The sequence below is a fragment of the Primorskyibacter sedentarius genome (assembly GCF_004342065.1).
GTDB lineage: Bacteria > Pseudomonadota > Alphaproteobacteria > Rhodobacterales > Rhodobacteraceae > Primorskyibacter > Primorskyibacter sedentarius.
The window spans coordinates 1-23,363 of the sequence record NZ_SLZU01000035.1; the positions used below are offsets into that span (position 1 = coordinate 1).

Genomic DNA, 23,363 nt, shown 5'->3' on the forward strand with positions numbered 1-23,363 from the left:
TGAACCTCGCTGGCCCCACCGAATGCCGCCTCATCCAGGGTGTCGAGATATTCGCGGACCGCACGAGGCGCATCTGCGGGATCAATGCTCGACGCGTCCCATTCTTCCTTCGGCGTCGAGTTCTGTTTGTTGGCATCCGCTTCGATCAGGCTGGCATCCACTGCCATACGTTGTCCGCTGGCGAGGCCTTCTTCGATACAACAGGCTACGGTCGTCTCGAACAGATGGCGTAGCAACTCACTCTCTCGAAAACGGCCATGACGGTTCTTGGAGAAGGTCGAATGGTCAGGAATACGGTCATTCAGATCGAGCCGACAGAACCAGCGATAGGCGAGGTTCAAATGGACCTCTTCACAGAGCCGCCGCACGGATCGGATGCCAAAGCAATAGCCCACCAAAAGCATGCGGATCAGCAGCTCCGGGTCGACCGATGGACGCCCGGTGTGGCTATAGTAATCCGCCAGATGCGCGCGGATGCTGCTCAGATCGACGAAGCGATCAATCGACCGCAGCAGGTGATCTTGGGGAACGTGATCTTCCAACGAGAACTCATAAAACAACGCCGCCTGCGCTTCCTGTCTCGGTCCCAACATCCGTCAATCCTCCCGCTCGCAAGAAGAATTGAATCAGCAGTTCACTCGCCGATCAAGCACGAGTTTTTCAACAAAATACGCCCATTCTGTGGAACAACTCTTTGCTGCATCTGCAAATTTTGGAAAAGTGAAAATTCGTTCCCTGATGAACTGATTACGGCGCTGTGGTGCCGTTGAGTTTTTGAGTAAATCAGAAATTTGTTCTGCCGGTTTCAGCGTCAACGCACTGTATTGGAGTTTTTCGACGGAATACGCCCTTCGGTCTGATCGTTGCATTCGAAATTGTAATTGGGGGGACTCCTGCGCGGCTCATAAAGATTGATCAGAAGTTCAATGGCCACGAACCACCAGCTCTGTAGCCCACCGTTGATGAGTACAGGATCATTGTGTGAAGCAGAGCAGCGCCCCAGACCGTGCTTGCTCGGGTCCGCACGTTTGCGACCTCTCGCCACTCGCAACGGCAACCCGTCAGTCGGCTATCGCTTCCGCATTGAGCGCCCGTCCTCGCCGAACAACTTCTGCAACAACTAAATCCAAGTCGGAAGGTATTGTCCGGTGGTTGTTAATCGCCGCGCGCAGGCAGTGACGCCCCTGCACCGTGGTGTCCGACACGGCGGCGATGCCAGCCTCCTGCATCTGCACCATGATCTCCGTGTTTAGTTGCATGAGCGCCTCTTCGGACAAGCCGCCGGGATCGTAGCGGAAACAGACAATATTGATGGCGGTGGGAAAGCACAGCGTCAGCCCGGAGGTGTTCGTAATCAGTTCGGACAGGTAGCGTGCGTGGAAAAGATCCTGATCGATCAGTCGGCCGAACTTTGCCAAGCCGTGCTCCTTGAGCGCCATCCAGACCTTGAGGGCGCGAAACCCGCGCGAGGTCTGGAGCCCGAAGTCGTGCAGCCAAGTGCCTGAGGAGATGCCGCGCGATGCGCTTTCCAGGTATTCCGGCGTCGTCGAGAACGTTCCGAGATGCGCCCCGGCGTCCCGCACCAGCGCGCAGCCGACCTCGAAAGGCGCGTGAAGCCACTTGTGCGGATCAAGTGCGATTGAATCCGCGCGGTCGAGCCCGTGCACCAGCGCGCGACCCTTGGGCGCGATGGCGAGAAGTGCACCGATGCAGCCGTCCACGTGCATCCACAGACCCTCTGCAGCGCAGAGATCGGCGATGGAATCGAGGTCGTCGATGGCCCCGGTATTGACGGTCCCGGCCGTCGCGATGACGCAGGCAGGCTGAATACCGGCTGCCCGGTCCTCGGCGATGGCGTCGCGCAGCGCGGAAAGGTCCATCCGGCAAGCGGCGTCGGAACGCACACGGCGCAGCGCCCGGTTGCCCAGGCCCATCGTTTCGACTGCGACCTGATGACAGGAATGAATCTGGTCGGAGCCATAGAACCGCATTGGCGCGGTCAGCGCCGCGAGGCCGAGCTCTCGCAGGTCGATGCCGGACATCGCGTTTCGGGCAACAGTTAGACCAATCAGGTTCGCCATCGACCCACCAGAGACCAGTGTTCCACTGGCCGAGGTCGGATAGCCCACCATCTCCTTCAGCCAACCAACGACTTGTTTGTCGATCTCGGCTGCGGCGTGGTCGCCTCCGCCAAGGTTGGAGCCGAGGATGGCGGCGAGGAAATCCCCCAAGGCTCCGGTAAAATTGCTGGCTCCCATATACCACATCCAGAACCGCGGATGGATGTTGCCCATCGGATAGGGCATGAGGTCCGTTTCGATCTGGCGATAGATCTCGTCGAGCTTCTGGCCGTCCCGGGGCACCCCTTCTCGAAGACGCACTCGCACAGTCGGCGGCATGTCCCGCCAGACCGGCCGGGACCGAATGTCCCGGATGTAGTCGACGGCATCGTCCACCATCCGGTGGGCGACGGCGCGGTGGGCGTCCCAATCACCAGGGTCAAGCGTTTCCGGTTCATTCGTCATGGATCATTCCAGCCGATAGCCGGGGGTTGATCGAGACAGCGCCGCCTCTTCTTCGGTCATCTCCTCGGGGATCGCATCGAAAAGCGGTGTCGTCATGTAGCGCTCGCCGGTATCGGGCAACATGCAAAGGATGACCGCGCCGGGATCTGACCGCTCGGCGACCTTCATGGCAACGGCGAATGTCGCGCCACCGGAGACGCCAGTCAGGATGCCTTCGGACTTCGCGAGTTTCTGCGCCCACGAGATGCCGTCGGGGCCGGAGACGGGAATTAGCTCGTCATAGAGCCGGTCGTCCACGGCTTCCTGCAAGACTTGAGGAATGAAATCGGGCGTCCAGCCCTGGATCGGATGCGGCTCGAAAGCCGGATGGCTCTCGGCGGGAGAGTGGTCGGTATTGCGGGCCTGCACATGACCGCTGCCGAGAAGCTGCGCGTTGGCAGGTTCGGACAGGATGATCCGCGTCTCCGGTCGTTCGCGGCGCAGAACGCGGGCTACGCCCGTCACCGTCCCGCCCGTGCCGTAGCCGGTGACCCAGCTGTCGAGGCGGCGCCCGTCGAAATCTGCAAGGATTTCCCGAGCCGTCGTGTTCTCGTGGATGCGGGCATTGGCGTCAGTCTCGAATTGGCGGGCAAGAAACCAGCCGTTGGCGTCGGCGAGCTCTACCGCCTTGCGATACATCCCGAGTCCCTTTTCGGCCCTCGGCGTAAGCACGACTTTAGCCCCCATCATCCGCATCAGCTTACGCCGCTCGACAGAGAAGCTGTCGGCCATCGTGACCACCAGCGGGTAGCCTTTCGCAGCACAGATCATGGCGAGCCCGATCCCGGTGTTGCCCGATGTCGCCTCGACCACTGTCTGGCCAGGGCGCAAGCTGCCATTCCGTTCGGCCTCGTCAATGATGCTAAAGGCCAGTCGGTCCTTTACTGAGCCTGCCGGGTTGAAGAACTCGGCCTTGACGTAAAGCTCCACGCCCTTTGGGGCGAGGCGGTTGATCCTGATGGCGGGTGTGTTGCCGATCGTGTCGAGCAGGCTGGCGTAAAGGCGGCCGCGGCCCTCTGTGGTATGTGCCGTCGTGACATCCATGACTTTTCTCCGGTTTTGTTCAGGGTTGTGGGCGGACTGCCGCAGCGCCCTGTGCGAACAGTGCTGGTGTTCGGTCGGGGCAAAAAGAACAGTTCGATCCGTTCGGCGCTATCCATATAGGCGTCGTGACCCGGGGAATTTCAATGACGACGCCCATGCTGATCGGCGTTTCCGCTCCGGTGTCCAGCATGAGCACAACCGGCTTTCCTGAGATGCAGTATCCGGTGTGCCGCATCGGGCAGCTATCCGGCGACCCGAGCAAGAGCTTTCTGTCCATTTCTCAGGTCCAGCCCGGTTCGGAGACAGCGCGCATACCAGTGCTGCCGACCGACATCTGGAGGATCGAGATCCCGCCCATCGCCTTCATGTCGAGCCGTCGGTTGGGGGAGCAAACCTCCGTGCTTCAATCGCTTTTTCCGTCATCATCCTGGTTCCCTTGTTGCGATGCTGGAAGGCCAGTCCCCCCGGCACCGTCGAGCCTACCGCGACGCCACGCCCAGTGCTTGAAGGCAATCTGAAGATTTCCTGTAGGACATGCCGAACTTAGTGTAGAATTGCTCATGGCTTGGACGTTCGGAGATTTTCATCTCGACCCTGATCTGTTCCAGCTTGCGCGCCACGGCGTTCCCGTGTCTCTCGAGCCCCAAGTGCTTGCCTTGTTAATTCATCTCGTCAGGAACCATGGCAGGATGGTCTCCAAGGACGAGGTTGTGGAGGAAGTCTGGCAAGGGCGAGCGGTTTCGGACGCCAGCATTTCGAGCCGCATCCGCTCAGCGCGTCAGGCGGTGGATGATGACGGCGCCCGGCAACAGGTGATCCAGACAGTCCACGGGCGGGGGTTCCGCTTCGTCGCGGAGGTCAAGGCGTTGGCGCCTGCGCGAGCGACATCGCACACTGAGACCAATCGTCTTCCTGTGCAGTTCTCTGGAAGGCCGTCGATCGCAATTCTTCCTTTCAGGCCGCTCGGGGCAGAGCCCGACCTCACCGTCCTGGGCGAGGCGATCCCGCATGAAATCATCGAGGCACTATCACGGCTGCGCTGGCTGGCGGTCATCGCGCGTGGATCTTCGTTCCGCTTCGGGGTTGGCGCGCCCGAAATCGATCTGGTCGCGACGGCCCTGTCGGCGCGCTACGTCCTCACCGGGGTCATCGAGCGGCGCGGCACCGGGCTCGCGGTCACGCTGGAGCTCGTGGAGTCGGGGTCCCGGCAGGTGCTCTGGGCCGACCGGCTCGAGTCCGCCCTCGACAGCATGGATGAACTGAGGACGCGGATCGTCGCCCACGTGGTTGCCGCGCTCGAGGCGCACATTCCCTTCAACGAAGCGCGCGTCGCTCAGCTCAACAGGCTCGAGGATCTTGATGCTTGGGCCAACTATCATGTCGGCCTCCGACATCTCTATCGCTTTACCGCGGCGGACACGAAGCAGGCGCGGGCCTGCTTCGAACGTTCGATTGCGTCCGAACGAGCCTTCGCCCGCGCGCATGCGGGGCTTTCTTTTACAAGCTTCCTTGCGGCCTTCTTGCGCCTCGATGCCGACAGAGCAGCTGCGACACGTGCCGCGCGGCGGCACGCCGAGCGGGCGCTGGAACTGGACGCGCTCGATCCTTTCGCCAACTTCACGATGGGCAGGTCGTTCTGGTTGACCGACCAGCCGCATGTGGCAGCCGAGTGGATTTCGCGAGCGACGACTTTGAACCCGAACTACGCACAGGGCTTCTATGCCGCGGCCTTTACGGCGATGCTGATCGGCGATGCGGGAACGGCAATCCCGGCGCTGGAGACTTCTTTGCATCTCAGCCCGCTTGACCCGCTTCTCTATGGAGTGCATGGCGTGCGCGCGCAGCTGCTCATGCAGCAGGAAGACTACGATGCCGCTGCCACATGGGCCGACCGCGCCGCGATACAGCCAGGCGCCCACTACCTCATCGGGATGATCGCACTTGCGGCCAATGGGTTGGCCGGTCGGCACGAGCGCGCTGGCCGCCTGCGGCGGGGCATCCGCAACCAAAAGCCAGATGCGACGAAGGCCGACTACTTCACCGCCTTTCCAACCCGCGATGCAGCGTCCCGCACACGGATCGCCGCCGAGTTGGCAAAGCAGGGTTTTTGACGGATCTGAAGGCCACCAAAGCTTGGCCATCTTCCTCTGCGTGGCCACCAAGTGTAATTGATACCCTTGGCGATCATCGAGCCGGGTTCGGATCGGTCATGCGGGGTCGCGGCGGTCACGGCCTTTACCAGCCGTTCGCAAAGAAGCGCACCGCCGCGGTCCAGCCCCTGACGGTAAATGTTGATGGCGTCCCTCTTTGGGTGACCATTCCGTGCTGTGGAGTAAGGCTCGAAGCGTGTTGGCGCGCCGATACGCTTCGAGACATAGCCTTTCTGTCAGGGCTTGTTGCCAAGATGCTCACTTATCAGCTTCGCGAAGGGAGCGATATCGCCTCCAAAACTCGCAGCGTCGAGAGCCTGCATATAGCGCCTCCGCTGATCGAGCCGGATCACAGCCCATGGATAGCCCGAACTCGCGAGCACCGCGTTCATCACGAAACGAGCGAGGCGCCCGTTTCCGTCGGGATAAGGGTGGATGTAGCCCAAAAGCCAGTGACCAAGCACCGCGCGCACTCCGGAATGCTCGTCCTCGTCAAGGAGGTCGAAGTAGGTCTCCATCGCATCCATAAGCTTTTCGCACGCCGGGGGCACATGATTGGCTGTGCGAATAAATACCGGGTGATTGCGATATCCGATCAGTTGGCTTCGCGTCAGGATGCCTGCGTCGATCGACGGCTCGAAGAGATCCTGATACCAATCGCTTAGATTGTCGCGCACCGAGACCGGCTCACCTCGCTCGATGGATGTTTTCACCACCTCGCGGGCAGACTGGAAAACATTCCAGTAGCCCTTTGCGGCCATAGCATCACGAGAGGTGGCGTCCGACTTGTCGGCCTCCGGGTCCCAGCTACCGCTGCGAATCTTCTCGATCATCTCTTCGGAGACCCGATAACCTTCGATCGAGAGCGAGTTCCAGGCATCATGGGTGTAGACATCGTCGATCTGCCCAAGCACCTCGTCGACTTCCACAGGCCCTCCCGGGGCCGGTAGCAGGTCAATGATCGCTTGTCGGTCCCTCTGCCATATCGCTCGCAACATGTTAGAGATCGGGGCCGCACCAGGAACAACAGCAATGCCTTCCCCCTTAAAGGGGTTTTCATTCCTCAGATCCATATCTGCGCGGCGCATGCCATCGGCCAGGCGCTTGGCGTGATTGACCATCCCCAAGTGCTTGAACGCGCCAATCAGGCGGTTACCCGGGCGCCTGTGCGCCCCGCCCACCACCGCGCGCAACAGGACATCGACATTGCGGTAGCTGCCCATCAGTGCTGCCACCGACATAGCCTGCATATGATAGCAATTCTCTGCCATATGGATCAGCGTGGCCTCCGGAGTGTAGACCCTCAGCCCATTCGGCAGCTGCATCCTCCGTCCCTGCTCAGGAAGCTCCCTGACCCTCAGATCGAAGAGCGACCGCTTACCAGGGAGTTCGACAGCATTGTTACCTCCCTTGGGGGCATGCACCATCATCTGGGTAACCGGCACCTGAGATCCAGTATGCAGGTTAAGGCAAATCTCAGGACTGAGAACCCAGTCGCTACCGAAACGATGCTCGCAGTATCTCTGGACAAATGACCAGTAGGCCATCGTCCACGGCGTCGTGTCACCAGGACGCACACTGGGGTCCGACAGATGATACCAGCCCTTCATGATGGGCTGAAGATAGCCCGCCTTTCTTAGCGCCTTGATCCTCACCGGGTCGATCTCGCCGCTGCGAACAACAAGATGTCCTTGCTTCTGCAAGGTGTGCAGGGCTTCCATCGCGTCGGCCAAGATCTTCCGTTTGGCTACCATAACCGTCCCGATTCATCACATGCGTCCAATTACAAGTATATAGTCTTGTCCGTTATCAAGTAAACATCATGGTCCAATTTCAAGTAAATGATGTCGTCCAAGCTCAAGTAAATGTCGAGGATACTCGCAGCGATCCGCTCGGAGCCCTCTCGAAGAAATTTTTGAGACTTAGCACACTTGCGTTCCCCCTCAGAGTTTCCACAAGAACCTTGTTTCAAAAGCAATGCTGGCCCTTCTGGTGGCAAATGGAAGCACTCATATCAACATTTTCCGTAAGGGGCTGGCGCCGCGGTGTAGCTTTCAGCAAGGGGATATCGGCGAAAAAACATACCAATATTGTGCTGACGGTGAGCAATATCGGTGTGGTTATGCTTTGCTGGTTCCGCCACCGTTCAGCTTTGGGAAAGCGCGCGTGTATCGCTCAGCCTATGTTAATGGTTCCCAACCAGTCGAGGAAGGCACCCAACCGGCGTAGCCCTGAAACGCGGGTGAGATAGAGCGCGGAGATATCCAGCGGGTCCGCATCAAGCTGGCCAGGGAACAGCTCAGTCAGGCGGCCCGCGCGCAGGTCATCTGCGATCATGAAGTCGGAAAACCGTGCGATTCCCAGGCCGCCTAACACCATCTGGCGCACGGCCTCTCCATTGCCCGCGGTCAGGGCGGGGGGCACCGTCACGGGGGTGGACAGGCCAGCGAAGCGCAGCGTGTTGATATGATCTGGTGCCGCGAACCGCACTTGCTCCAGCTGTGCGAGGTCGGCTGGCGTCTTGGGCCAGCCGTTGCGATCCAGATAGTCCGATGTAGCCACCAGTTTCCAAGTCGTGCGCCCCAAGGGGCGATGCAACAAGTCGCTATCAGGCAACTTTCCCAGCCTGATTGCAACGTCCGCGTGGCTGCCGATCAGGTCCACCAGCGCGTCTGTCATGTCGATAGACAACTGGATGCCGGGGTATTGCGCGTGAAACTCAGCCAGCCGCGGGGCGAGAACATGCAGAACATAGGAAACCGGTGCGTTTACACGCAGTGGCCCGGCGGGGGCCCGGCTGCTTGTTGCGATTTCCTGCAGGGTTTCACTGCGGTCCAGAATCTCGCGCGCCTCAGCCAGAACTGCGGCGCCTTCGGGGGTGATTTCGATGGACCGCGTCGTGCGGCGCAACAGTGTGACCTTCAATTGCTCTTCCAGCCGCGTGACTGACCGGCTGAGCGTAGAGGCAGACACCCCTCTGCGCCGTGCAGATTCAGCAAAGCCCCCATCATCGACGATCCCGACAAAGGCAGCCAGATCGCCCATGCGCAGCAATTCATGCAGTTTCTGCAATGATCCATTCCAAACTTGTCTGTTCTCGCAATAGATAGCGGCAGGCATATACGGCGTCGACATCAAATTTGTTGGAGAAAACCGATGCCACTTGCCCTTTGGGCGCTGACCATCAGCGCTTTCGCCGTCGGAACGACCGAGTTCGTCATCGTCGGCTTGCTTCCCACCATTGCCGCCGATCTTGGCGTTTCTATTCCTTCTGCTGGCCTGTTGGTCAGTCTTTATGCGCTTGGCGTGACCATCGGCGCCCCAGTTCTGACCGCCATGGCTGACCGTGTGCCGCGCAAGACATTGTTGCTGCTCTTGCTTGCACTGTTCACGTTGGGAAATGCCTACGCGGCCTTTGCGCCGGATTATGGCAGCCTTGTCGCTGCGCGTTTCATCACCGGTCTCGCTCACGGTGTGTTCTTTGCCATTGCGTCGACCATCGCGACCGATCTGGTGGAGCCCGAAAAGGAAAGCTCGGCCATTGCACTGGTGTTTCTTGGCTTGACAGTCGCGCTGGTGACGGGTGTTCCCTTGGGCACGTTCATCGGCCAAAACTTCGGCTGGCAGTCGACTTTCCTTGGCGTTGTCGCGCTGGGTGTGATCGGCATTATCGCTTCTGCCGTACTGGTGCCTGCCAATCTGACCAAGACCGCGTCAGCGGGGATCAAGGCGCAGTTGCAGGTGCTGACCTCGCCACGACTTCTGCTGGTTTATCTGATCACGGCTGTGGGGTATGGCGGCAACTTCATCGCCTTCACCTTCCTTGCGCCGATGCTGAATGAAGTCACGGGGCTGTCTGCGGGAGCGGTTAGCCTTGTGCTGTTGCTCTACGGTGCTTCTGTCGCCGTGGGGAACATTGCAGGCGGTAAACTGGCCGACCGCATCGGTGCAGTGCCGTCCCTGACCGTGATCTTTGCTGGCCTTGCCATATCACTGGTCGCCCTCGGCGCGTTCCTCACCAGCCCGATTGTAGCCATCGCGGTTGCGGCCTTCTGGGGCGGCTTTGCCTTCGCCAACGTTCCGCCGCTGCAATCCTATGTCGTGCAAATCGCACGCGAAGTCTCGCCGGGTGCGGTTGATGTGGCGTCCGGCCTGAACATCGGCGCGTTCAATCTTGGAATTGCCGGGGGTGCATGGGCTGGGGGGCTTGTGGTGGAAGGCATCGGCCTTGCCGCTGCGCCCTACATCGCTGCCGGAGTGGTGGGTGTCGGGATCGTTCTGGTGCGCCTGTCAGGCCGACTGAACGCGACAATGCCCCAAGCCGTCGCTGCCGAATAACCTTGCTTGCCTCGCCGTATCTTGGTGCGGCGAGGCAAGCCAATGAACTGGAGCTGCGTATCATGTCTGCCCTAAATCTGATTTACAAAGACCGCATGACCTTTGGCATCGAATTGCCACTGGACCGCGACTGGTCTGAAGCCGGGCAACGCCGTGCCCGTATCGAGGGGCGCCCCTTTGGTGTGCCAGACACCACAAACCCCGCCAAGGGCGTGGAGTTGGCCGAGAACCTTGGCTTTGATGCGGTCTGGCTGCGGGACGTGCCGGTTCACGATCCCAGCTTCGGGGATGCGGGACAGGTCTTCGATCCGTTCCCCTATCTCGGCTTTCTGGCAGGCCGCACGCGGCGCATCGCGCTTGGCACTGCGGGTATCGTCCTGCCGCTGCGGGATCCGATCCTCCTGGCCAAGATGACGGCCAGCCTGCACCATCTGTCGGGTGAGCGGTTTATCCTTGGCATCGCGTCCGGGGATCGTCCGGTGGAATACCCGCTGATGGGCCTGGACTATGAGGCCCGCGGAGCCACCCTGCGCGATCGCGTCGAACAGATGCGCACCCTCTGGTCAGGGGATGCGTTGCACGGGCCGCAAGGCCCCGTCACCGTGCGCCCCTATGTGCCAGAAGGTATCCCGATGGTCATGGCCGGGATGGGCCAGCAAAGCCTGCAATGGATCGCACGCACCTTGGACGGCTGGTTCACCTATCCCGGCCCTCCTGAGCAGGCCGAACGTCGCCTGTCGATGTGGCGTCAGGCGCGCAACGATGCTGGCCTGCCCCCCGCGCCAGTCCTGACCGCCATGCACCTGGATCTTGACCCTGATCCCGATGCGCCCTTCCGGCCGATCCAGTTCGGGGGCCGTATCGGTCGCAATGCTCTAACCACTCACGTTCGTTCCCTGCACGCTGCAGGGATCGCCCACATCGCCTTCAACCTGCGCCAATCGCAACGCGAAATCGAGGACGTTCTGGCCGAATTGGCCGAGCACATCATGCCTGAGTTTGCGCAAGAAAAAACTATGGAGACAACACAATGAGTATCACCCTTATCGGCCCCGCCCAAATTCCGTCCTTGGGTTTCGGCACCTTTCAGCTTGAGCAAGATACGTTAGCCGACATGGTGGCCGCGGCGCTTTCCGAAGGGTTCCGCCATATTGATACAGCGCAGGCCTATGAGAACGAAGAGCAAGTCGGCGAAGGTTTGCGCCGTTCCGATGTCCGTCGCGATGATCTGTTCCTCACCACCAAAATCCTGCCCGAGCACTTCTCGCCAGAAGCCTTCATCGCTGCCGCCGACGCGTCTTTGAAACGACTGGGGACGGACTATGTCGACCTGCTACTCTTGCACTGGCCCTCAAAGGAAGTCCCGATTGCCGACACCATTGACGCCCTGAATACTTTGATTGCTGCGGGCAAAGTCCGTCATGGGGGCGTGTCGAATTTCACCATGGCTATGGTCGATCAAGCACAGTCTGCTTTGAACACGCCATTGGCCGCCAACCAGATCGAACTGCATCCGCTGATCGACCAAACCCGGATGATCGCTCACCTCGCGAGCAAGGGTATTGCGGTTGAGGCATACTCGCCGCTGGCGCAAGGCAAAGTCATGGAGAACGCCACGTTGCGCGATATTGCCGCCGCACATAATGTAGGCCCGGCCCAGATTGCCCTGGCCTGGATTCTGACGCGCCCACTGAGCATCGCGTTGCCCCGGACCGCTAACAAGAACCGACTTGCCGGCAATCTACGCGCAACGGAAATCATGCTGAGCGCAGAGGAGGTCGCCCGAATTGATGCCCTTGGCACAGCCGAAGGGCGCTTGGTAAGCCCTGAAACACTCGCGCCTGAGTGGGACTGATATTTCACTGGTCCTGCAGAAACACTGCAGGACCTATACGCGTCGACTTCAGCCTTCGGCCCGTTGCGGACCTTGGCCATGACTTCAAGATGTTGCGGTGCGGCCCGTCATTGCGGCCATTCATTCATAGTGCAGCATTTTGTTGAGTTAAACGTCGTACAGCGGACTGACACAATGTGCTGACACCCCTAACAAAAAAAGGCGGGTCCATCACAGAACCCGCCGCACATCATGTCACAGATTAAGAGAATGATGCCTTAGCTGGACTTTTTGGAAGCCGAAGCAGTTTTGTCAGAAGTGCTTTTGTCTGCGGCGTCTTTGGCGGCAGATTTGACCTTGTCCGTGGCTTCTTTGGCGCTGGCCGTGAGCCGCTCGCTGGCCTCTTTAGCGTTGGCTGTGAGCTTCTCACCGGCCTCTTTGGCGCTGGCTGCGAACTTGCCATTCACTTCTTCACCGACCTCTGAAATCAGCTCTTGCGTCTCGGTGCCAGCTTTCTGGTTCACTTCGCCGACTTCTTGCGCGGAGCGCTTCAGGAGATCCATCTGCTTTTGCGCAAATTCGCTGTAAGCTTTGGTGTATTCAGCGGGCTCCTCGTGGACCTGTGCGACCTCGCTGAGGTTCGACAGCGATTGCTTCGTGGTAGCAGTCATGATCTCGACCGACCGGGTGCCTGCTTCCACAAAAATCGCAGTCATGCGCTCGTTCATGCTGGCCATCGTCTTAAATAGATCTTGGCTGCCTTTGGGGTTGAACAGGTTCTGGATGTCGAACATAGCGGTTTGGGTGTTTTGCGTGGTCATGTGGACACTCCTTCTGGAGAATAGGGTGGTTCGTTGCTGTTGATAAACATGTAATGCCGCACTGCAGCATTACAACCGCCACACTGCCGTAGTTCGATAAATATCTTGGGGTGTCCGCAAAATGGTGCTGGTCTCTTACGGGGGGCGAATCTTCCGTTCGGCTATTGGTAATCAATTGGAAGGAGCGGCCCTCTCTGGACATTCGTCAGGCAAGCGGTGCTGCAATGCGGTTCCCCAATACCGGCCGTTCGTGCATTCGGCAGCATTTGAGGAGCGGCGCTCGCTGGGTCTGCCGACTTCCAGTAATTGGCCGCCATCGGCACGCCGTGTCTGAGCATGGCGAAGGCCATGAAGAAAACTTAGCCAACTGGCGAAGTTTCCCTTGCCGGATCGTTGGAGGGATGTTAGTTAGCCATATGGCTAAGCATGAGCCCGACCTTTCACGCCTCTTTCACGCGCTGGCCGATCCGACCCGGCGGACGATCGTGACGCGTCTGGCCGAGGGGCCGGCGCCGGTGACCGAACTGGCCAAGCCCACGGGACTGCGGTTGCCTACCGTGATGCGGCATCTGTCCGTGCTGGAGGAGGCGGGACTCATCGCCACGTCGAAGGACGGGCGCGTGAGGTCTTGCGCCATCGTGCCCGAGGCACTCGCTCCGGTGCGGACATGGCTCGATGAACAGCGGGAGATCTGGGAAGCCAGGCTCGATCGGATGGATGACTACGTAATGAAGCTGATGGAGGAGCGCGCCAAATGAAACCGGATCTGGATCCGAACACCGACCTGAGTTTCACCCGCACGCTGGCCGCACCGCGGCAGCTAATCTGGGACTGCTGGACCGATCCGAAGCATGTTCCGCACTTCTTCGTTCCCGCACCGCACAAGGTGACCGCGGTGGATATCGACCTGCGGGTCGGCGGGCGGTTCAACACGACCTTCGAGGTGGACGGAAACCTGATGGACAATCACGGCGTCTACCTGGACGTGGTGCCGAACGAGAAGCTCGTGTTCACCGACGCCTATACCGAAGGCTGGAAGCCCGCGCCCGAACCTTTCATGACCGCGATCCTGCTGCTGGCGGATGCCGCCGATGGCAATACGACCTATACGGCCATCGCCCGCCATCGCAATCCCGAGTCGCGTAAGTCGCATGAGGACATGGGCTTTTTCGACGGCTGGGGCACCGTGGCCACGCAACTGGAGGCCTATGCGCAGGGTCTGATGAGCAATGCCTGATGAAATGAACACCCGTTTTGCGACACTAACCTTCGAGCGCAACGTGGGCGCGCCGGTGGAGACGCTGTGGCATGCCTGGACGGCGCCCGCCGCCCGGTCGCTCTGGGCCGCGCCCTCGCCGGCGGTGACTGTCGAGTTCCTTGAAGCCGACACGAGGGCGGGCGGGCGCGAGATCTCGCTCTGCAAGGTCGAAGGCCAGCCCGACATCCGCTGTGAATGCGGCTGGCTGGAGCTCAGACCAGCAGTGCGCAGCGTGAACTACGAGGTGATCTCGTCCGGTGACGTGACGCAATCGGCAGCATTGGTCACGGCGGATTTCGCGAACACCGATGTCGGCAGCCGGTTGATGCTGACGGTTCAGTTTTCGTCTGCGGCGGGCGACATGGAAGCAGACTACCGGCAAGGTTTCAACGCGGGGCTGGACAATCTGGCGGGCGTGGCCGAACGGACCATGGCGCTGCGGCGCAGGATCCAGGCACCGCGACAGGTGGTGTGGCAGGCGTGGACAAATCCGGACGCGCTGCCCCAGTGGTGGGGGCCGGACGGGTTCAGCTGCCGCACCCAGAGAATTGATCTGCGCCCGGGCGGTGAATGGGTCTTCGACATGATCGCGCCGGATGGCACGGTTTTCCCGAACCACCACCTTTACCGGGAGTTCCGGACCGAAGAGCGGATCGGATACACTCTCCTGTGGGGAGAGAACGGACCGAAGCACGCCGACGCTTGGGTTTCGTTCGAGGACGCCGACGGGTCGACCGAAGTGACGCTCGGCATGGTTTTCAGCACGGCTGCCGCGTACCAGGACGCCAAAGGTTTCGGTGCGGTGGAATTGGGGCTACAGACCCTGGGCAAACTGGCCCGTTTCGTCGGGGCCGACTGAAAGGCGGTGGTCGGTCATCTCCGCTTGAACGAGCCGGATGCAGACATTGTCAGGCCGCCTGTTCCGGTATCAGGTCGGCATCATGGTTCTGGCGGTAGCTGGCGCCTTCGAAACAAAGCACGACTACATTATGCAATAGCTGGTCCAGAAGTGGTAAACAGGGTCACCGCCATGCCGTCAGTGAGCTGAACCCGTGCCTCGTGATCATTGATTGCGATGGCGCCTGCACTACAGACTGTGACACTCACCCGGACAGACTGCTTCTTCGAAGCTTGCCATCCTTGTTCGCCCAGGCCGCTGGACCGTCACGAGCCAGACCGAGAGGACTACGAAAACGAACCAATACAAACCGCAGCGTGATCTATGCCGCAGTCAAGGACGGCCCAAGCCGGACCTTCAACCACCGCTCATGATGCTGCATCGCGGCCCGTCGTTGCAGCCATTCTCTGCAAACGCGATATTCAAAAGTGAACACTGACACAGTGCGGACAAGATTTGAATTCGTCGCACTGTTTCCTACTGACCGCAATCAGCCATCAGCAGACCTGAATTGGCCCGCTTTGAGTTTTGAGTGGATATGCAAGCGTCGTCAGAGTCTGGCCTTAAACTGCCTGCATTGCCTTATTCCGCCGCCCAATTTGAATTACTAAAACTGGTAACATCAAGGCGATGCCCAAACCCATCGTGAGCAGACCCGGAGCAATGAAAAGGAAAGAGACAAGCGCGACCCACCAACGCTCCCAAGTCTTCAGTTTTGAGAAAAGAAAGCCAGAGAAGGCAACGCCCAACGACGCGATGCCCAGCATGGCTCCGATCAGGGTGACCGTGAATGCCCACCAAGTGAACCCGTCTGCGACGAGAAGCAGTGCAGGTGAATAGACAAATACGAAGGGCACCAGCGCTTTGGCGATCCCCAAACGAAAGGCTGTGTTCCCCGTTTTGAATGGATTGGATCCTGCAATCCCGGCCGCGGCATAGGCTGCCAGAGCGACGGGTGGCGTGATGTCGGCCAGCACACCGTAATAGAACACGAAGAAATGCGCGACGAGTGGTTCGACCTGAAGCTGAGCCAGCGCCGGGGCTGCAACGGCGACAAGGATGATATAGGTCGCCGTCGTCGGAATCCCGGCCCCCATGATGATGCAGGCAATCGCAATCAATATGAGCGAAGTAAACAGCGCCCATTGCGTCACTGCGAAATACCCCAAGACCGGTAGCGAGCTCAGCATCGTGCCAATGTCGGTTGCTGTCTGCACGACAACATAGCCAAGTCGGAACCCGACGCCGGTCAGTGTGACCACTCCAACAACAACGCCAACAGTTGCCGCCGCCGCGCCCACGGCCAGCGTGTTTTTGGCACCTGAGGCCAGCCCCTCCCAAAGATCCTTGATGCTCAGCCGGTGTGTTGGGTTCAGGAAACCGACGACGAGACAGGCGATGATGCCGTAGACCGCTGCGAAATCCGGGGTTTTGCCGGAAAGGATAAGATAGACCAAAATTACCAGCGGGATCAGGCTCAGCCAATGATCCTTGAGGACAACACCCATCTTGGGCAGTTCTTCAGCGCGCAATCCTCGCAGGCCAAGTTTCTTGGCTTCAAGATGCACCATGATAAAGATGCCGAAGTAGTGCAGAAGCGCCGGAAAGAGAGCGGCCGCCAGAACATCCCTTAGGGGAATTTCGAGGTACTCGACCATGATGAAGGCCGCTGCGCCAAGAATAGGCGGCGTGATCTGCCCCCCGGTTGATGCAGTGGCCTCGACCGCAGCAGAGAAATGCGCCGGATACCCCACCCGCTTCATTGCCGGAATGGTCAGTGCGCCGGTGGTAACTGTGTTGGCGATAGAAGAGCCAGAGATCGTGCCCATGAAGGCCGAGGAAAAGATGGCGACCTTGGCCGGCCCACCCGAATAGCGGCCAGCGATGACCATCGCGAGGTCGATGAATAGCTGCCCCAGCCCGATCCGCGTCGCCAGAACCCCAAAGAGAATGAAGAGGAATACATATTGTGCCATCACGCCGATGGCGATGCCGTAGATGCCCTGATTGGTCATATACAGATGGTTGATGATCCCCAGCCAGGACGACCCACCGTGCTTGAGCGCGCCCGGCATCCATGGGCCGAAATAGGCGAAAGCAATGAACAGCAGGCCAATGATTGGCAGCGTGGGCCCGACACTTCTGCGCGTGGCCTCGAGCGTCAGGACCAGCAGAGCAGACCCCATGAAAATGTCCGCCGGTGACGGGTTGCCGACCCGCTGCGCCAATGCAGCCGGTGGCAGAAGCGGCAGATACAAGGCCGCGCCGACAGCCAGCAGGGCCAGCGCGATATCAACCAGCGGTACACCGTCAAAGCGGTACCATGCGCGCGGAGGCATCGCCGGATCGGTCTTGCGAATACCAAAGAGAATGAAGACCAGACCAAGGACAAAGGACAGGTGGATGCCGCGATGCAAAAGCTCGCGCACCAAGCCAAAACCGGACGCGTAGAAGTGATACACAGACATCGCCACCAGAACCGAAGTGACAATGATCCCGAGCGTTCTTCCCGTGGGTCTGAACGCCGTTTCAGGGTCAAACTTGCGCTCGATCTCGGCCAGCTGTTCCGGGGTGAGCTCTGGTGTGGTGTCAGCGGTCATGGCTCTGCCCCTCAAGCTGCAATCAAAAAGAAAAACCTCGGGCGAACAGGCGCCCGAGGCCAGTTACAGGTACTGCGATTTACTTCAGCAAACCGACTTCGCGATAGAAACGCTCTGCTCCCGCATGCAAGGGCACACCCACGCCTGCGAGCGCCGTTTCCTGCGTGATGGCCTGACCTTTGGCGTGACCCACATCAAGCAATTTGCGGGACTCGTCATTCCACAGTGCCTTGGTGATGTTGTAGATCAGCTCTTCGTCCGCTTGGGCAGAGGTGAACCATTGGGCGCCCACGGCAACCGTGTTCACGCCTTCGACGCCTTCATAGGTGCCTTCAGGGATGTCCGAGGCAGAGAAGAAGCCGTATTTCTCGACCAGCGCCTCTGCGCCGGCACCGTCGATCGGCACGAGTTTGATGTCAGCAGCCGAGGCCAGTTCCACCAGGGAACCCGTTGGGTATCCGGTCACAACAAAGAAAGCGTCGATCTTGCCGTTGCGCAGGGCTTCTGATGCTGCACCGCCCTTGAGCGCCTCGGGTGTCAGATCATCAACCGAAAGACCATTGGCCTCCATGATCAACAGAGCGTCTACATATGTACCAGACCCCGGCTCGTCGAGCGACACACGCTTGCCCGCCAGATCGGCGACGGAGTTGATGCCGCTATCAGCCATGGCGACAAGGTGAATGTGCTCTTCGAAGAGCGCGGCGATGGTGCGCAGATCGGTGGCGGGTGCACTGCCTTCCATGGTGCCCGTACCCGTGTAGGCCCAATAGGCGACGTCCGACTGCGCAAAGCCAGAATTGCGCAGACCAGAGATGATGGCATTGACGTTATCGACCGACCCGCGCGAGGAAACGGCCGATGCGATCAACCCTTCGACGCCGCAGGACCCGCCGTCGCCACATTCGCGCGATCCTGGGGGCTTGGAAATCGCGTTCGCGATGACGCCGCCGATCGGGTAATAGGTATAGGCTGTACCGCCTGTCCCGATGGTAAAGAACGTAAGCTCTTGGGCGACAGCCGTACCGGCCACGCCAAGGGCCAGAACCGCGCTCACCGCAGCCGTTTTAAGTGTTTTGATCATAGGATCCTCCTTGTTGAATTGTACTGTGATCGATTGTCTTTGAGGCCGCCTTGATTTGGCTTTTTTGGCCCGCCGTTGGAACGTCTGCTTGCTTACGCTAACCGACGATTGTCTTGATCGCTCTCAATGCCTGGGCAATCTCTTGCTTGGTATTGTAGTGGCACATCGAAATGCGGATGCAGTCGGGAAGTTTTAGCGGATGAAGGATGTTGCCGCTATAGTGATCTGCTGTGCGCGTATGTGTTCGGATGCCGTGGTCTTGCAATCGCTGCACGATTTCGGTCGAGGCCATGCCGTCGACCACGAATGAAACCGTTCCAACCCGCGCAGGATTATCCGCACCGGAAAGGATGCTCACCCCTTCCATGTGCCGAAGCCCCAAAAGGTTTTCCGTCCCGTTGATCAGCGCATTTGTCAGATCAGCCTCATAGTCATGAATCGCCTGACCTGCGGCCTCGATCCGTTTGCGAGGGTCTGTTTCATCCGACACTTCGCCACCCAGCCAGTCGAAATAAGCGATGACATCCGAGATCGCGGCATAGGCTCCCACGTCACGTGTTCCCAATTCCCAGTTTCGGGCGGGGCCACCGACAAGGGCCTCATGCGCGAATGCTGTCATTCTGTCGGAAATCCAGGCGATGCCGTAGCCATGCCGCGAAAAAACCTTGTAGGGCGAGATCGCATAGCCATCGACGTCGTAGGCGCACAAATCCAACTGACCGTGTGCAGCGTGCTGGATGCCATCGACGATGATCACGCAGTCCGGGGCCACGGCCCGTATCGCCTTGGCAATTGCCACTACATCAATGCCGATCCCCGTGACTGGCGAGGCATGCAGGATCGTAGCCACGGCCACGTCGGGCGTCATCAAGGCGGCATAATCCTCGGCGGTGACAACACCGCTCGGCGCGTCATGTTGCACATTCACATAGGTCATGCCAGTGATCCCTGCCCAATGCCGCGCCGCGCTGCGACTTGAGGGATGTTCGATCGAACTACCGATAACCTTGCTGCCCTTGGGGGCGTTGACACAGGCGGTACGGATCATTCGGTACAGCAGCTCGGTCCCTGTCTCGCCAGCAATGAACTGGCCAGACCCTGCATTCATGAAAACTGCCAGATCTGCCTTGGCCTTATCCACCACCTGGGCCAGTGTCTTGGCCGCTGGGTTGTCGCGCCCCTGATTGTCGGGGATGCCCGCAAATCGGGCTGAGGTTTCAATCACCGATTTCAGCGTCAGTGCACCGCCCCCATTCTCGAAATAGATGCGCGGTCCCCCGAAGGGGCAGCTTTCGACATTTGCAAACCGGTCCCGAATGGCGGCGATAAGTTCGAGGTCACCGGATATTGGTTTGAGCCCGGACACAGATCTTTCCTTTGTGGGTATGGAGGTCGTTGCGCCGAGACTGGCTCATTTGACAGGTGATTAATAGTGATGAATTATGATGATATATTATCGAATTTGGGAATGAAATGAGCCTGACTTACAACCAGCTGATTGCATTACTGGCAGTGGTGGATAGCGGCACCTTTGATCGCGCTGCAAGCCGCCTGCACCTTACGCAGTCCACGATTACCAAGCGCATTCAAGAGCTTGAGGCAACGATGGGGTTTCTGGTTTTTGACCGAACCAAACGGCAAGCGATCTTGACACCCGAAGGCGAACAGTTCGTCAGTCAGGCGCGGGAAACCGTGGCAAGTTTTGATAACCTCGCTTCATTTAGCAAGGAAGGTCGGGCAATTGCCACGCTTGTCAGGCTTGGCGTAACCGAACTTTCAAGCCTGACGTGGCTACCGCGGTTCCTCGAAGCCTCCTTTGCCGCCAACCCGGACATTCAGTTCGAGCTGACCATCGATATGAGCCGCAATTTGCACAGCAGCCTTGAGACTGGCGAGCTTGATTTGATCGTGGTGCCTGAAATGCCGTTTCAGTCCAATGCACATATCCAACCGGTCGCTGACATCGAGATCACACTGATCGCCAAGCCGGGTTTGGTGCCGGATGAAAAAATTCTGGAAATTTCTGATTTGCAGGAGCTCGATTTCATCACCCAAGGCAGAACCTCAGGCTTTTCCAAGAACATCAGCGAGTGGTTCGCCAACTTCGGAATCACCACCCGACACAGCGTCAGAGTCGACAGTTTACATGCGATGGTGGGTCTGGCTGTTGCCGGCCGAGGTCTATGCATAACCCCCCGCGAGTACCTCGTTCCCTTGATCAACAGCGGACGGATCGCGGAACTAATTACCACCCCCAGACTACCAAGGCTGAAATATTGCGTGGTATATTATCCATCGCCGCATGAGGCGCTCTTCTCTCGGATCGCGGACGATATCCGAGAATCGGCGGATTTCAAGAAACCGTATTTCACATAGTTCTCTGGTTGTTTTTTCCTATGCATCCGCTGCGAGACATACTGGCTCAATCCAGCCGTGCGTTGGCCAGTCTGACGATTGATGGTAGGCTGACAGAGAAGACATGTACGTCCGTGCAAAGATTTTTCATTGCGCAGCATTTGTCAATCTGGGCTCTTCGCCGTCTTGAAGCGTGACAGTGCAGAGAAGTGTATCGTCTCGAGATTATTTGAAAGTCAGCTCCTAACGTCTTGGCACGTTCGCCTCGCACCCGCAGCGAATGACTGGAAGCCGCCCTGGGAGACCACAACCGATGACGGCCCTGATCGGTCTTTGGCCAGCTTGTCTGTCTGTGCGGCGCAGCGTCACCAGACCGGCCATTCGTTCATCGTGCAGCATTTTGGATAGCCAGATGACGGCAGTGCGGGACTTTTCTGAGACGACACGCGCAACGAAGTGGCTCGGTTGCTCGGTTTCGTCGGCGCACGATGCTCCAATCAAGCCGGTCGCCTGGACGGCTGGAGAAGTCTTGGCTCGGCAAGTTTCGCCTCTGCTTTAGCTTGCAGGCGGCGGTATGCCTCGATCACGATCGATCTGATCCAGATGCCACCGGCATCGTTGGCAAGGCGCGAGCTCCAGAAAAAGCGAACAAGAACCTGTCCGAGGTCGACGGGTGGTTTCATCGCAATCAGGCCGTGCGCCTCCATATCCCAAGCGAGCAAGACCGCCGGGAACGTGGCCAGAAAATCAGAATTCGCGAGGAGCGAAGCTACACCGGCCGAGTCCCCTATCATCGCGCTGACCCGCCGCCCACCGGCATCGGAGGAGGGCGTGGCCGGAAAGGGATTCTGCTGCGACCTCGTGACATTGACCATGACATGCGGGTATTTGCGCCAGGCGTCGATCCCCCAGTCCGTGGCTGCCGGGTGACCCTGCCGCGCGAAAGTCACCCAGGAAAACGGCTCCATGATCTGCTGATCCAGGCCATCCGGCAATCGCGGCTGTCCGCCCAGATGGGCGAGGTCGATCAATCCTTCGGTGAGCGCCGGATAAACATCGTGATGCGCTGGCAGCCACTCGATCTTTACTCTGGGTGCTTCGGCCTCAACCCGTGCTGACACCTCTGCAATGACTTTGGTCAGAGTCGGCATGGCGATACGGAACACCCGGTCGCTTTGGCCCGGGTCAAACAGGTTGCGCGGCGCGATCACGCGGCGGATGCTGCGCAGGATGGGCCGGACATCTTCGATGATCGTCTCGGCGAATGGGCTGGGGTGCATCTTGCCGCCGACCCGGACCAGCACGGGATCGTCGAGTTGCTCCCTCAGCCTGCCAAGCGAGTGGCTGACCGCCGACTGGGTGCGCCCGATCCTTTCTGCTGTCAACGTAACGCTGCGGGTCTCCATCAAAGACTCGAAAACAACCAGCAAATTAAGGTCGACGCGATTTAGATCAATTTCATTCATGATGTATGAAATCGTTTCGTTCGACTTTTTAAGGACAAATGGGTCATATTGGGCCTCAATAGACGCAGATCAAGAGAAGTTGATTTATCCTATTCATAGAGGAGGTGACACGCAATGGCACTGGAAATCATTGGCGCGGGGTTTGGTCGAACCGGGACTTACTCACTGAAGGCGGCGTTGGAGCATTTGGGCTTCGGCCCATGCCACCACATGTCCGAGGTCATCGGTGACCCCAGGCAGATAGAAGCCTGGTCCGCAGTGACAGAGGGGCGTCCCGACTTTGACGCGATCTTCTCGGGCTTTCGATCAGCCGTGGATTTCCCGGTTTCGGCCTACTGGCAAGACGTGCTTGCGGCCACGCCAGACGCCAAAGTCATTCTTTCGCATCGCGAGGCCGGGGATTGGTATGGCAGCTTTTCCCAGACCATCCTGCCGCTGATCCTCGACAAGGGGGCCTGGCCGCCAAACGCGACTCCCTGGTTTGAGATGATCGAGAGGGTCATCATCGGCAGGGCCCTGGGCGGCCATATCGACAGGGACGGTATTCTGAAGGCTTACCGCGCCAACGAAGCAGCCGCGCGGGATCTGGAGGCACAGGGCAAGGCCCTGGTGTTCAGCGTCCGCGACGGATGGGAACCGCTCTGCCGCTTTCTTGGCGTTGACGTGCCGGATGTGGCTTTCCCCAAGACCAATGCGCGGGCCGATTTCTTCTCGTCTGTGAAGTCCGGGACGCAAAAACCCGCGGCCTGATCCAACACACTGAAATCTGCGGCTACGGGGCGTTCGGCATGGGCCGGGCATACTCCCGGCTTGCCAATAACTGAAAGGAACCAAATCGTCGGCTTTGAACAACGCTTTCAGACCGCCTGAGCGACAGGAATTCGCGTTGTCGGCGACTTCAGGTGGGCCGCAAGCCAGCAGATGACCGCAGCCCAAATGGCCCGGAGGTGG

General features: G+C 59.2%; 19 protein-coding genes. 9 read left to right on the plus strand and 10 right to left on the minus strand.

Features of this window, described 5'->3' with window-relative positions:
• The 3 genes from EDD52_RS22030 to cysK all read right to left on the minus strand — a co-directional run.
• Positions 1-593 (minus strand): transposase (locus tag EDD52_RS22030; RefSeq protein WP_132248779.1); only part of this gene is annotated, 593 nt, incomplete at its 3' end.
• A gap of 468 nt (positions 594-1,061) precedes the next feature.
• Complete coding sequence (locus tag EDD52_RS22035; RefSeq protein WP_132248780.1) at positions 1,062-2,525, minus strand: pyridoxal phosphate-dependent decarboxylase family protein; 1,464 nt, start codon at positions 2,523-2,525, stop codon at positions 1,062-1,064.
• 3 nt (positions 2,526-2,528) lie between these two features.
• Positions 2,529-3,608, minus strand: coding sequence for a cysteine synthase A (gene cysK, locus EDD52_RS22040; protein WP_132248781.1), 1,080 nt, complete (start codon positions 3,606-3,608; stop codon positions 2,529-2,531).
• A gap of 560 nt (positions 3,609-4,168) precedes the next feature.
• Between cysK and EDD52_RS22050 the strand changes: the two genes are divergently transcribed.
• Positions 4,169-5,719: a winged helix-turn-helix domain-containing protein gene (locus tag EDD52_RS22050; protein WP_132248782.1), complete on the plus strand. Its 1,551-nt coding sequence runs from the start codon at positions 4,169-4,171 to the stop codon at positions 5,717-5,719.
• 275 nt (positions 5,720-5,994) lie between these two features.
• Here the strand turns inward: EDD52_RS22050 and EDD52_RS22055 are convergent, their stop codons facing one another.
• Together EDD52_RS22055 and EDD52_RS22060 are read right to left on the minus strand one after the other, a co-directional pair.
• Positions 5,995-7,491: a Fic family protein gene (locus EDD52_RS22055; protein WP_165907644.1), complete on the minus strand. Its 1,497-nt coding sequence runs from the start codon at positions 7,489-7,491 to the stop codon at positions 5,995-5,997.
• Positions 7,492-7,933: 442 nt separating this feature from the next.
• A complete protein-coding gene (locus EDD52_RS22060) occupies positions 7,934-8,830 on the minus strand; it encodes a LysR family transcriptional regulator (protein WP_132248784.1) in 897 nt (298 codons plus the stop codon).
• 84 nt (positions 8,831-8,914) lie between these two features.
• Between EDD52_RS22060 and EDD52_RS22065 the strand changes: the two genes are divergently transcribed.
• The 3 genes from EDD52_RS22065 (at position 8,915) to EDD52_RS22075 (ending at position 11,951) form a co-directional block, all read left to right on the plus strand.
• Positions 8,915-10,096 carry an MFS transporter gene (locus EDD52_RS22065; protein ID WP_132248785.1) on the plus strand — a complete coding sequence of 394 codons (1,182 nt, stop codon included), beginning with the start codon at positions 8,915-8,917 and terminating at the stop codon, positions 10,094-10,096.
• 62 nt (positions 10,097-10,158) lie between these two features.
• Positions 10,159-11,130: a TIGR03571 family LLM class oxidoreductase gene (locus tag EDD52_RS22070; protein WP_132248786.1), complete on the plus strand. Its 972-nt coding sequence runs from the start codon at positions 10,159-10,161 to the stop codon at positions 11,128-11,130.
• The gene (locus EDD52_RS22075) at positions 11,127-11,951 is read left to right on the plus strand and encodes an aldo/keto reductase (RefSeq protein WP_132248787.1); all 825 of its coding nucleotides are present in this window, start codon (positions 11,127-11,129) and stop codon (positions 11,949-11,951) included. The genes EDD52_RS22070 and EDD52_RS22075 overlap by 4 nt, the downstream gene beginning before the upstream one ends.
• Before the next feature lie 257 nt (positions 11,952-12,208).
• Here EDD52_RS22075 and EDD52_RS22080 read toward each other — a convergent pair whose 3' ends face one another.
• Positions 12,209-12,751, minus strand: coding sequence for a phasin family protein (locus tag EDD52_RS22080; protein WP_132248788.1), 543 nt, complete (start codon positions 12,749-12,751; stop codon positions 12,209-12,211).
• Positions 12,752-13,167: 416 nt separating this feature from the next.
• Between EDD52_RS22080 and EDD52_RS22085 the strand changes: the two genes are divergently transcribed.
• From EDD52_RS22085 to EDD52_RS22095, 3 genes are read left to right on the plus strand one after another with little or no spacing between them, the layout of a single operon-like run.
• A complete protein-coding gene (locus EDD52_RS22085) occupies positions 13,168-13,509 on the plus strand; it encodes an ArsR/SmtB family transcription factor (RefSeq protein WP_207906075.1) in 342 nt (113 codons plus the stop codon).
• Positions 13,506-13,988, plus strand: a complete 483-nt coding sequence (locus EDD52_RS22090) for an SRPBCC family protein (protein WP_132248790.1) — start codon at positions 13,506-13,508, stop codon at positions 13,986-13,988. Before EDD52_RS22085 ends, EDD52_RS22090 begins: the two co-directional genes overlap by 4 nt.
• Complete coding sequence (locus EDD52_RS22095) at positions 13,981-14,868, plus strand: SRPBCC family protein (RefSeq protein WP_132248791.1); 888 nt, start codon at positions 13,981-13,983, stop codon at positions 14,866-14,868. The genes EDD52_RS22090 and EDD52_RS22095 overlap by 8 nt, the downstream gene beginning before the upstream one ends.
• Positions 14,869-15,470: 602 nt before the next feature.
• Here EDD52_RS22095 and EDD52_RS22100 read toward each other — a convergent pair.
• From EDD52_RS22100 to EDD52_RS22110, 3 genes are all read right to left on the minus strand, one after another.
• The gene (locus EDD52_RS22100; protein ID WP_132248792.1) at positions 15,471-17,507 is read right to left on the minus strand and encodes a TRAP transporter permease; all 2,037 of its coding nucleotides are present in this window, start codon (positions 17,505-17,507) and stop codon (positions 15,471-15,473) included.
• Between the two features lie 79 nt (positions 17,508-17,586).
• On the minus strand, positions 17,587-18,591 hold the full coding sequence (locus tag EDD52_RS22105; protein ID WP_132248793.1) for a TAXI family TRAP transporter solute-binding subunit: 1,005 nt from the start codon (positions 18,589-18,591) through the stop codon (positions 17,587-17,589).
• Positions 18,592-18,688: 97 nt separating this feature from the next.
• Positions 18,689-19,957 (minus strand): aminotransferase class V-fold PLP-dependent enzyme, encoded by a 1,269-nt coding sequence (locus EDD52_RS22110; protein WP_243652069.1) that lies wholly within the window; start codon positions 19,955-19,957, stop codon positions 18,689-18,691.
• Positions 19,958-20,064: 107 nt separating this feature from the next.
• On the opposite strand from EDD52_RS22110, the gene EDD52_RS22115 reads away from it, so the two are divergent.
• Positions 20,065-20,967, plus strand: coding sequence for a LysR family transcriptional regulator (locus EDD52_RS22115; protein WP_132248794.1), 903 nt, complete (start codon positions 20,065-20,067; stop codon positions 20,965-20,967).
• Between the two features lie 476 nt (positions 20,968-21,443).
• On the opposite strand, the gene EDD52_RS22120 is transcribed toward EDD52_RS22115, so the two are convergent.
• Positions 21,444-22,412 (minus strand): LysR family transcriptional regulator, encoded by a 969-nt coding sequence (locus EDD52_RS22120; protein WP_132248795.1) that lies wholly within the window; start codon positions 22,410-22,412, stop codon positions 21,444-21,446.
• Positions 22,413-22,526: 114 nt separating this feature from the next.
• Here EDD52_RS22120 and EDD52_RS22125 point away from each other — a divergent pair, with 114 nt between their 5' ends.
• Complete coding sequence (locus EDD52_RS22125) at positions 22,527-23,162, plus strand: sulfotransferase family protein (protein WP_132248796.1); 636 nt, start codon at positions 22,527-22,529, stop codon at positions 23,160-23,162.
• Positions 23,163-23,363: the final 201 nt, after the last annotated feature.

Excerpts from the sequence above, each read along its gene's own strand:
- EDD52_RS22095 (WP_132248791.1), top strand. The coding sequence starts at position 13,981 with ATGCCTGATGAAATGAACACCCGTTTTGCGACACTAACCTTCGAGCGC.
- EDD52_RS22105 (WP_132248793.1), bottom strand. The coding sequence starts at position 18,591 with ATGATCAAAACACTTAAAACGGCTGCGGTGAGCGCGGTTCTGGCCCTT.
- EDD52_RS22035 (WP_132248780.1), bottom strand. The coding sequence starts at position 2,525 with ATGACGAATGAACCGGAAACGCTTGACCCTGGTGATTGGGACGCCCAC.
- EDD52_RS22065 (WP_132248785.1), top strand. The coding sequence starts at position 8,915 with ATGCCACTTGCCCTTTGGGCGCTGACCATCAGCGCTTTCGCCGTCGGA.
- EDD52_RS22050 (WP_132248782.1), top strand. The coding sequence starts at position 4,169 with ATGGCTTGGACGTTCGGAGATTTTCATCTCGACCCTGATCTGTTCCAG.
- EDD52_RS22100 (WP_132248792.1), bottom strand. The coding sequence starts at position 17,507 with ATGACCGCTGACACCACACCAGAGCTCACCCCGGAACAGCTGGCCGAG.
- EDD52_RS22080 (WP_132248788.1), bottom strand. The coding sequence starts at position 12,751 with ATGACCACGCAAAACACCCAAACCGCTATGTTCGACATCCAGAACCTG.
- cysK (WP_132248781.1), bottom strand. The coding sequence starts at position 3,608 with ATGGATGTCACGACGGCACATACCACAGAGGGCCGCGGCCGCCTTTAC.
- EDD52_RS22090 (WP_132248790.1), top strand. The coding sequence starts at position 13,506 with ATGAAACCGGATCTGGATCCGAACACCGACCTGAGTTTCACCCGCACG.
- EDD52_RS22070 (WP_132248786.1), top strand. The coding sequence starts at position 10,159 with ATGTCTGCCCTAAATCTGATTTACAAAGACCGCATGACCTTTGGCATC.
- EDD52_RS22085 (WP_207906075.1), top strand. The coding sequence starts at position 13,168 with ATGGCTAAGCATGAGCCCGACCTTTCACGCCTCTTTCACGCGCTGGCC.
- EDD52_RS22125 (WP_132248796.1), top strand. The coding sequence starts at position 22,527 with ATGGCACTGGAAATCATTGGCGCGGGGTTTGGTCGAACCGGGACTTAC.
- EDD52_RS22115 (WP_132248794.1), top strand. The coding sequence starts at position 20,065 with ATGAGCCTGACTTACAACCAGCTGATTGCATTACTGGCAGTGGTGGAT.
- EDD52_RS22075 (WP_132248787.1), top strand. The coding sequence starts at position 11,127 with ATGAGTATCACCCTTATCGGCCCCGCCCAAATTCCGTCCTTGGGTTTC.
- EDD52_RS22120 (WP_132248795.1), bottom strand. The coding sequence starts at position 22,412 with ATGAATGAAATTGATCTAAATCGCGTCGACCTTAATTTGCTGGTTGTT.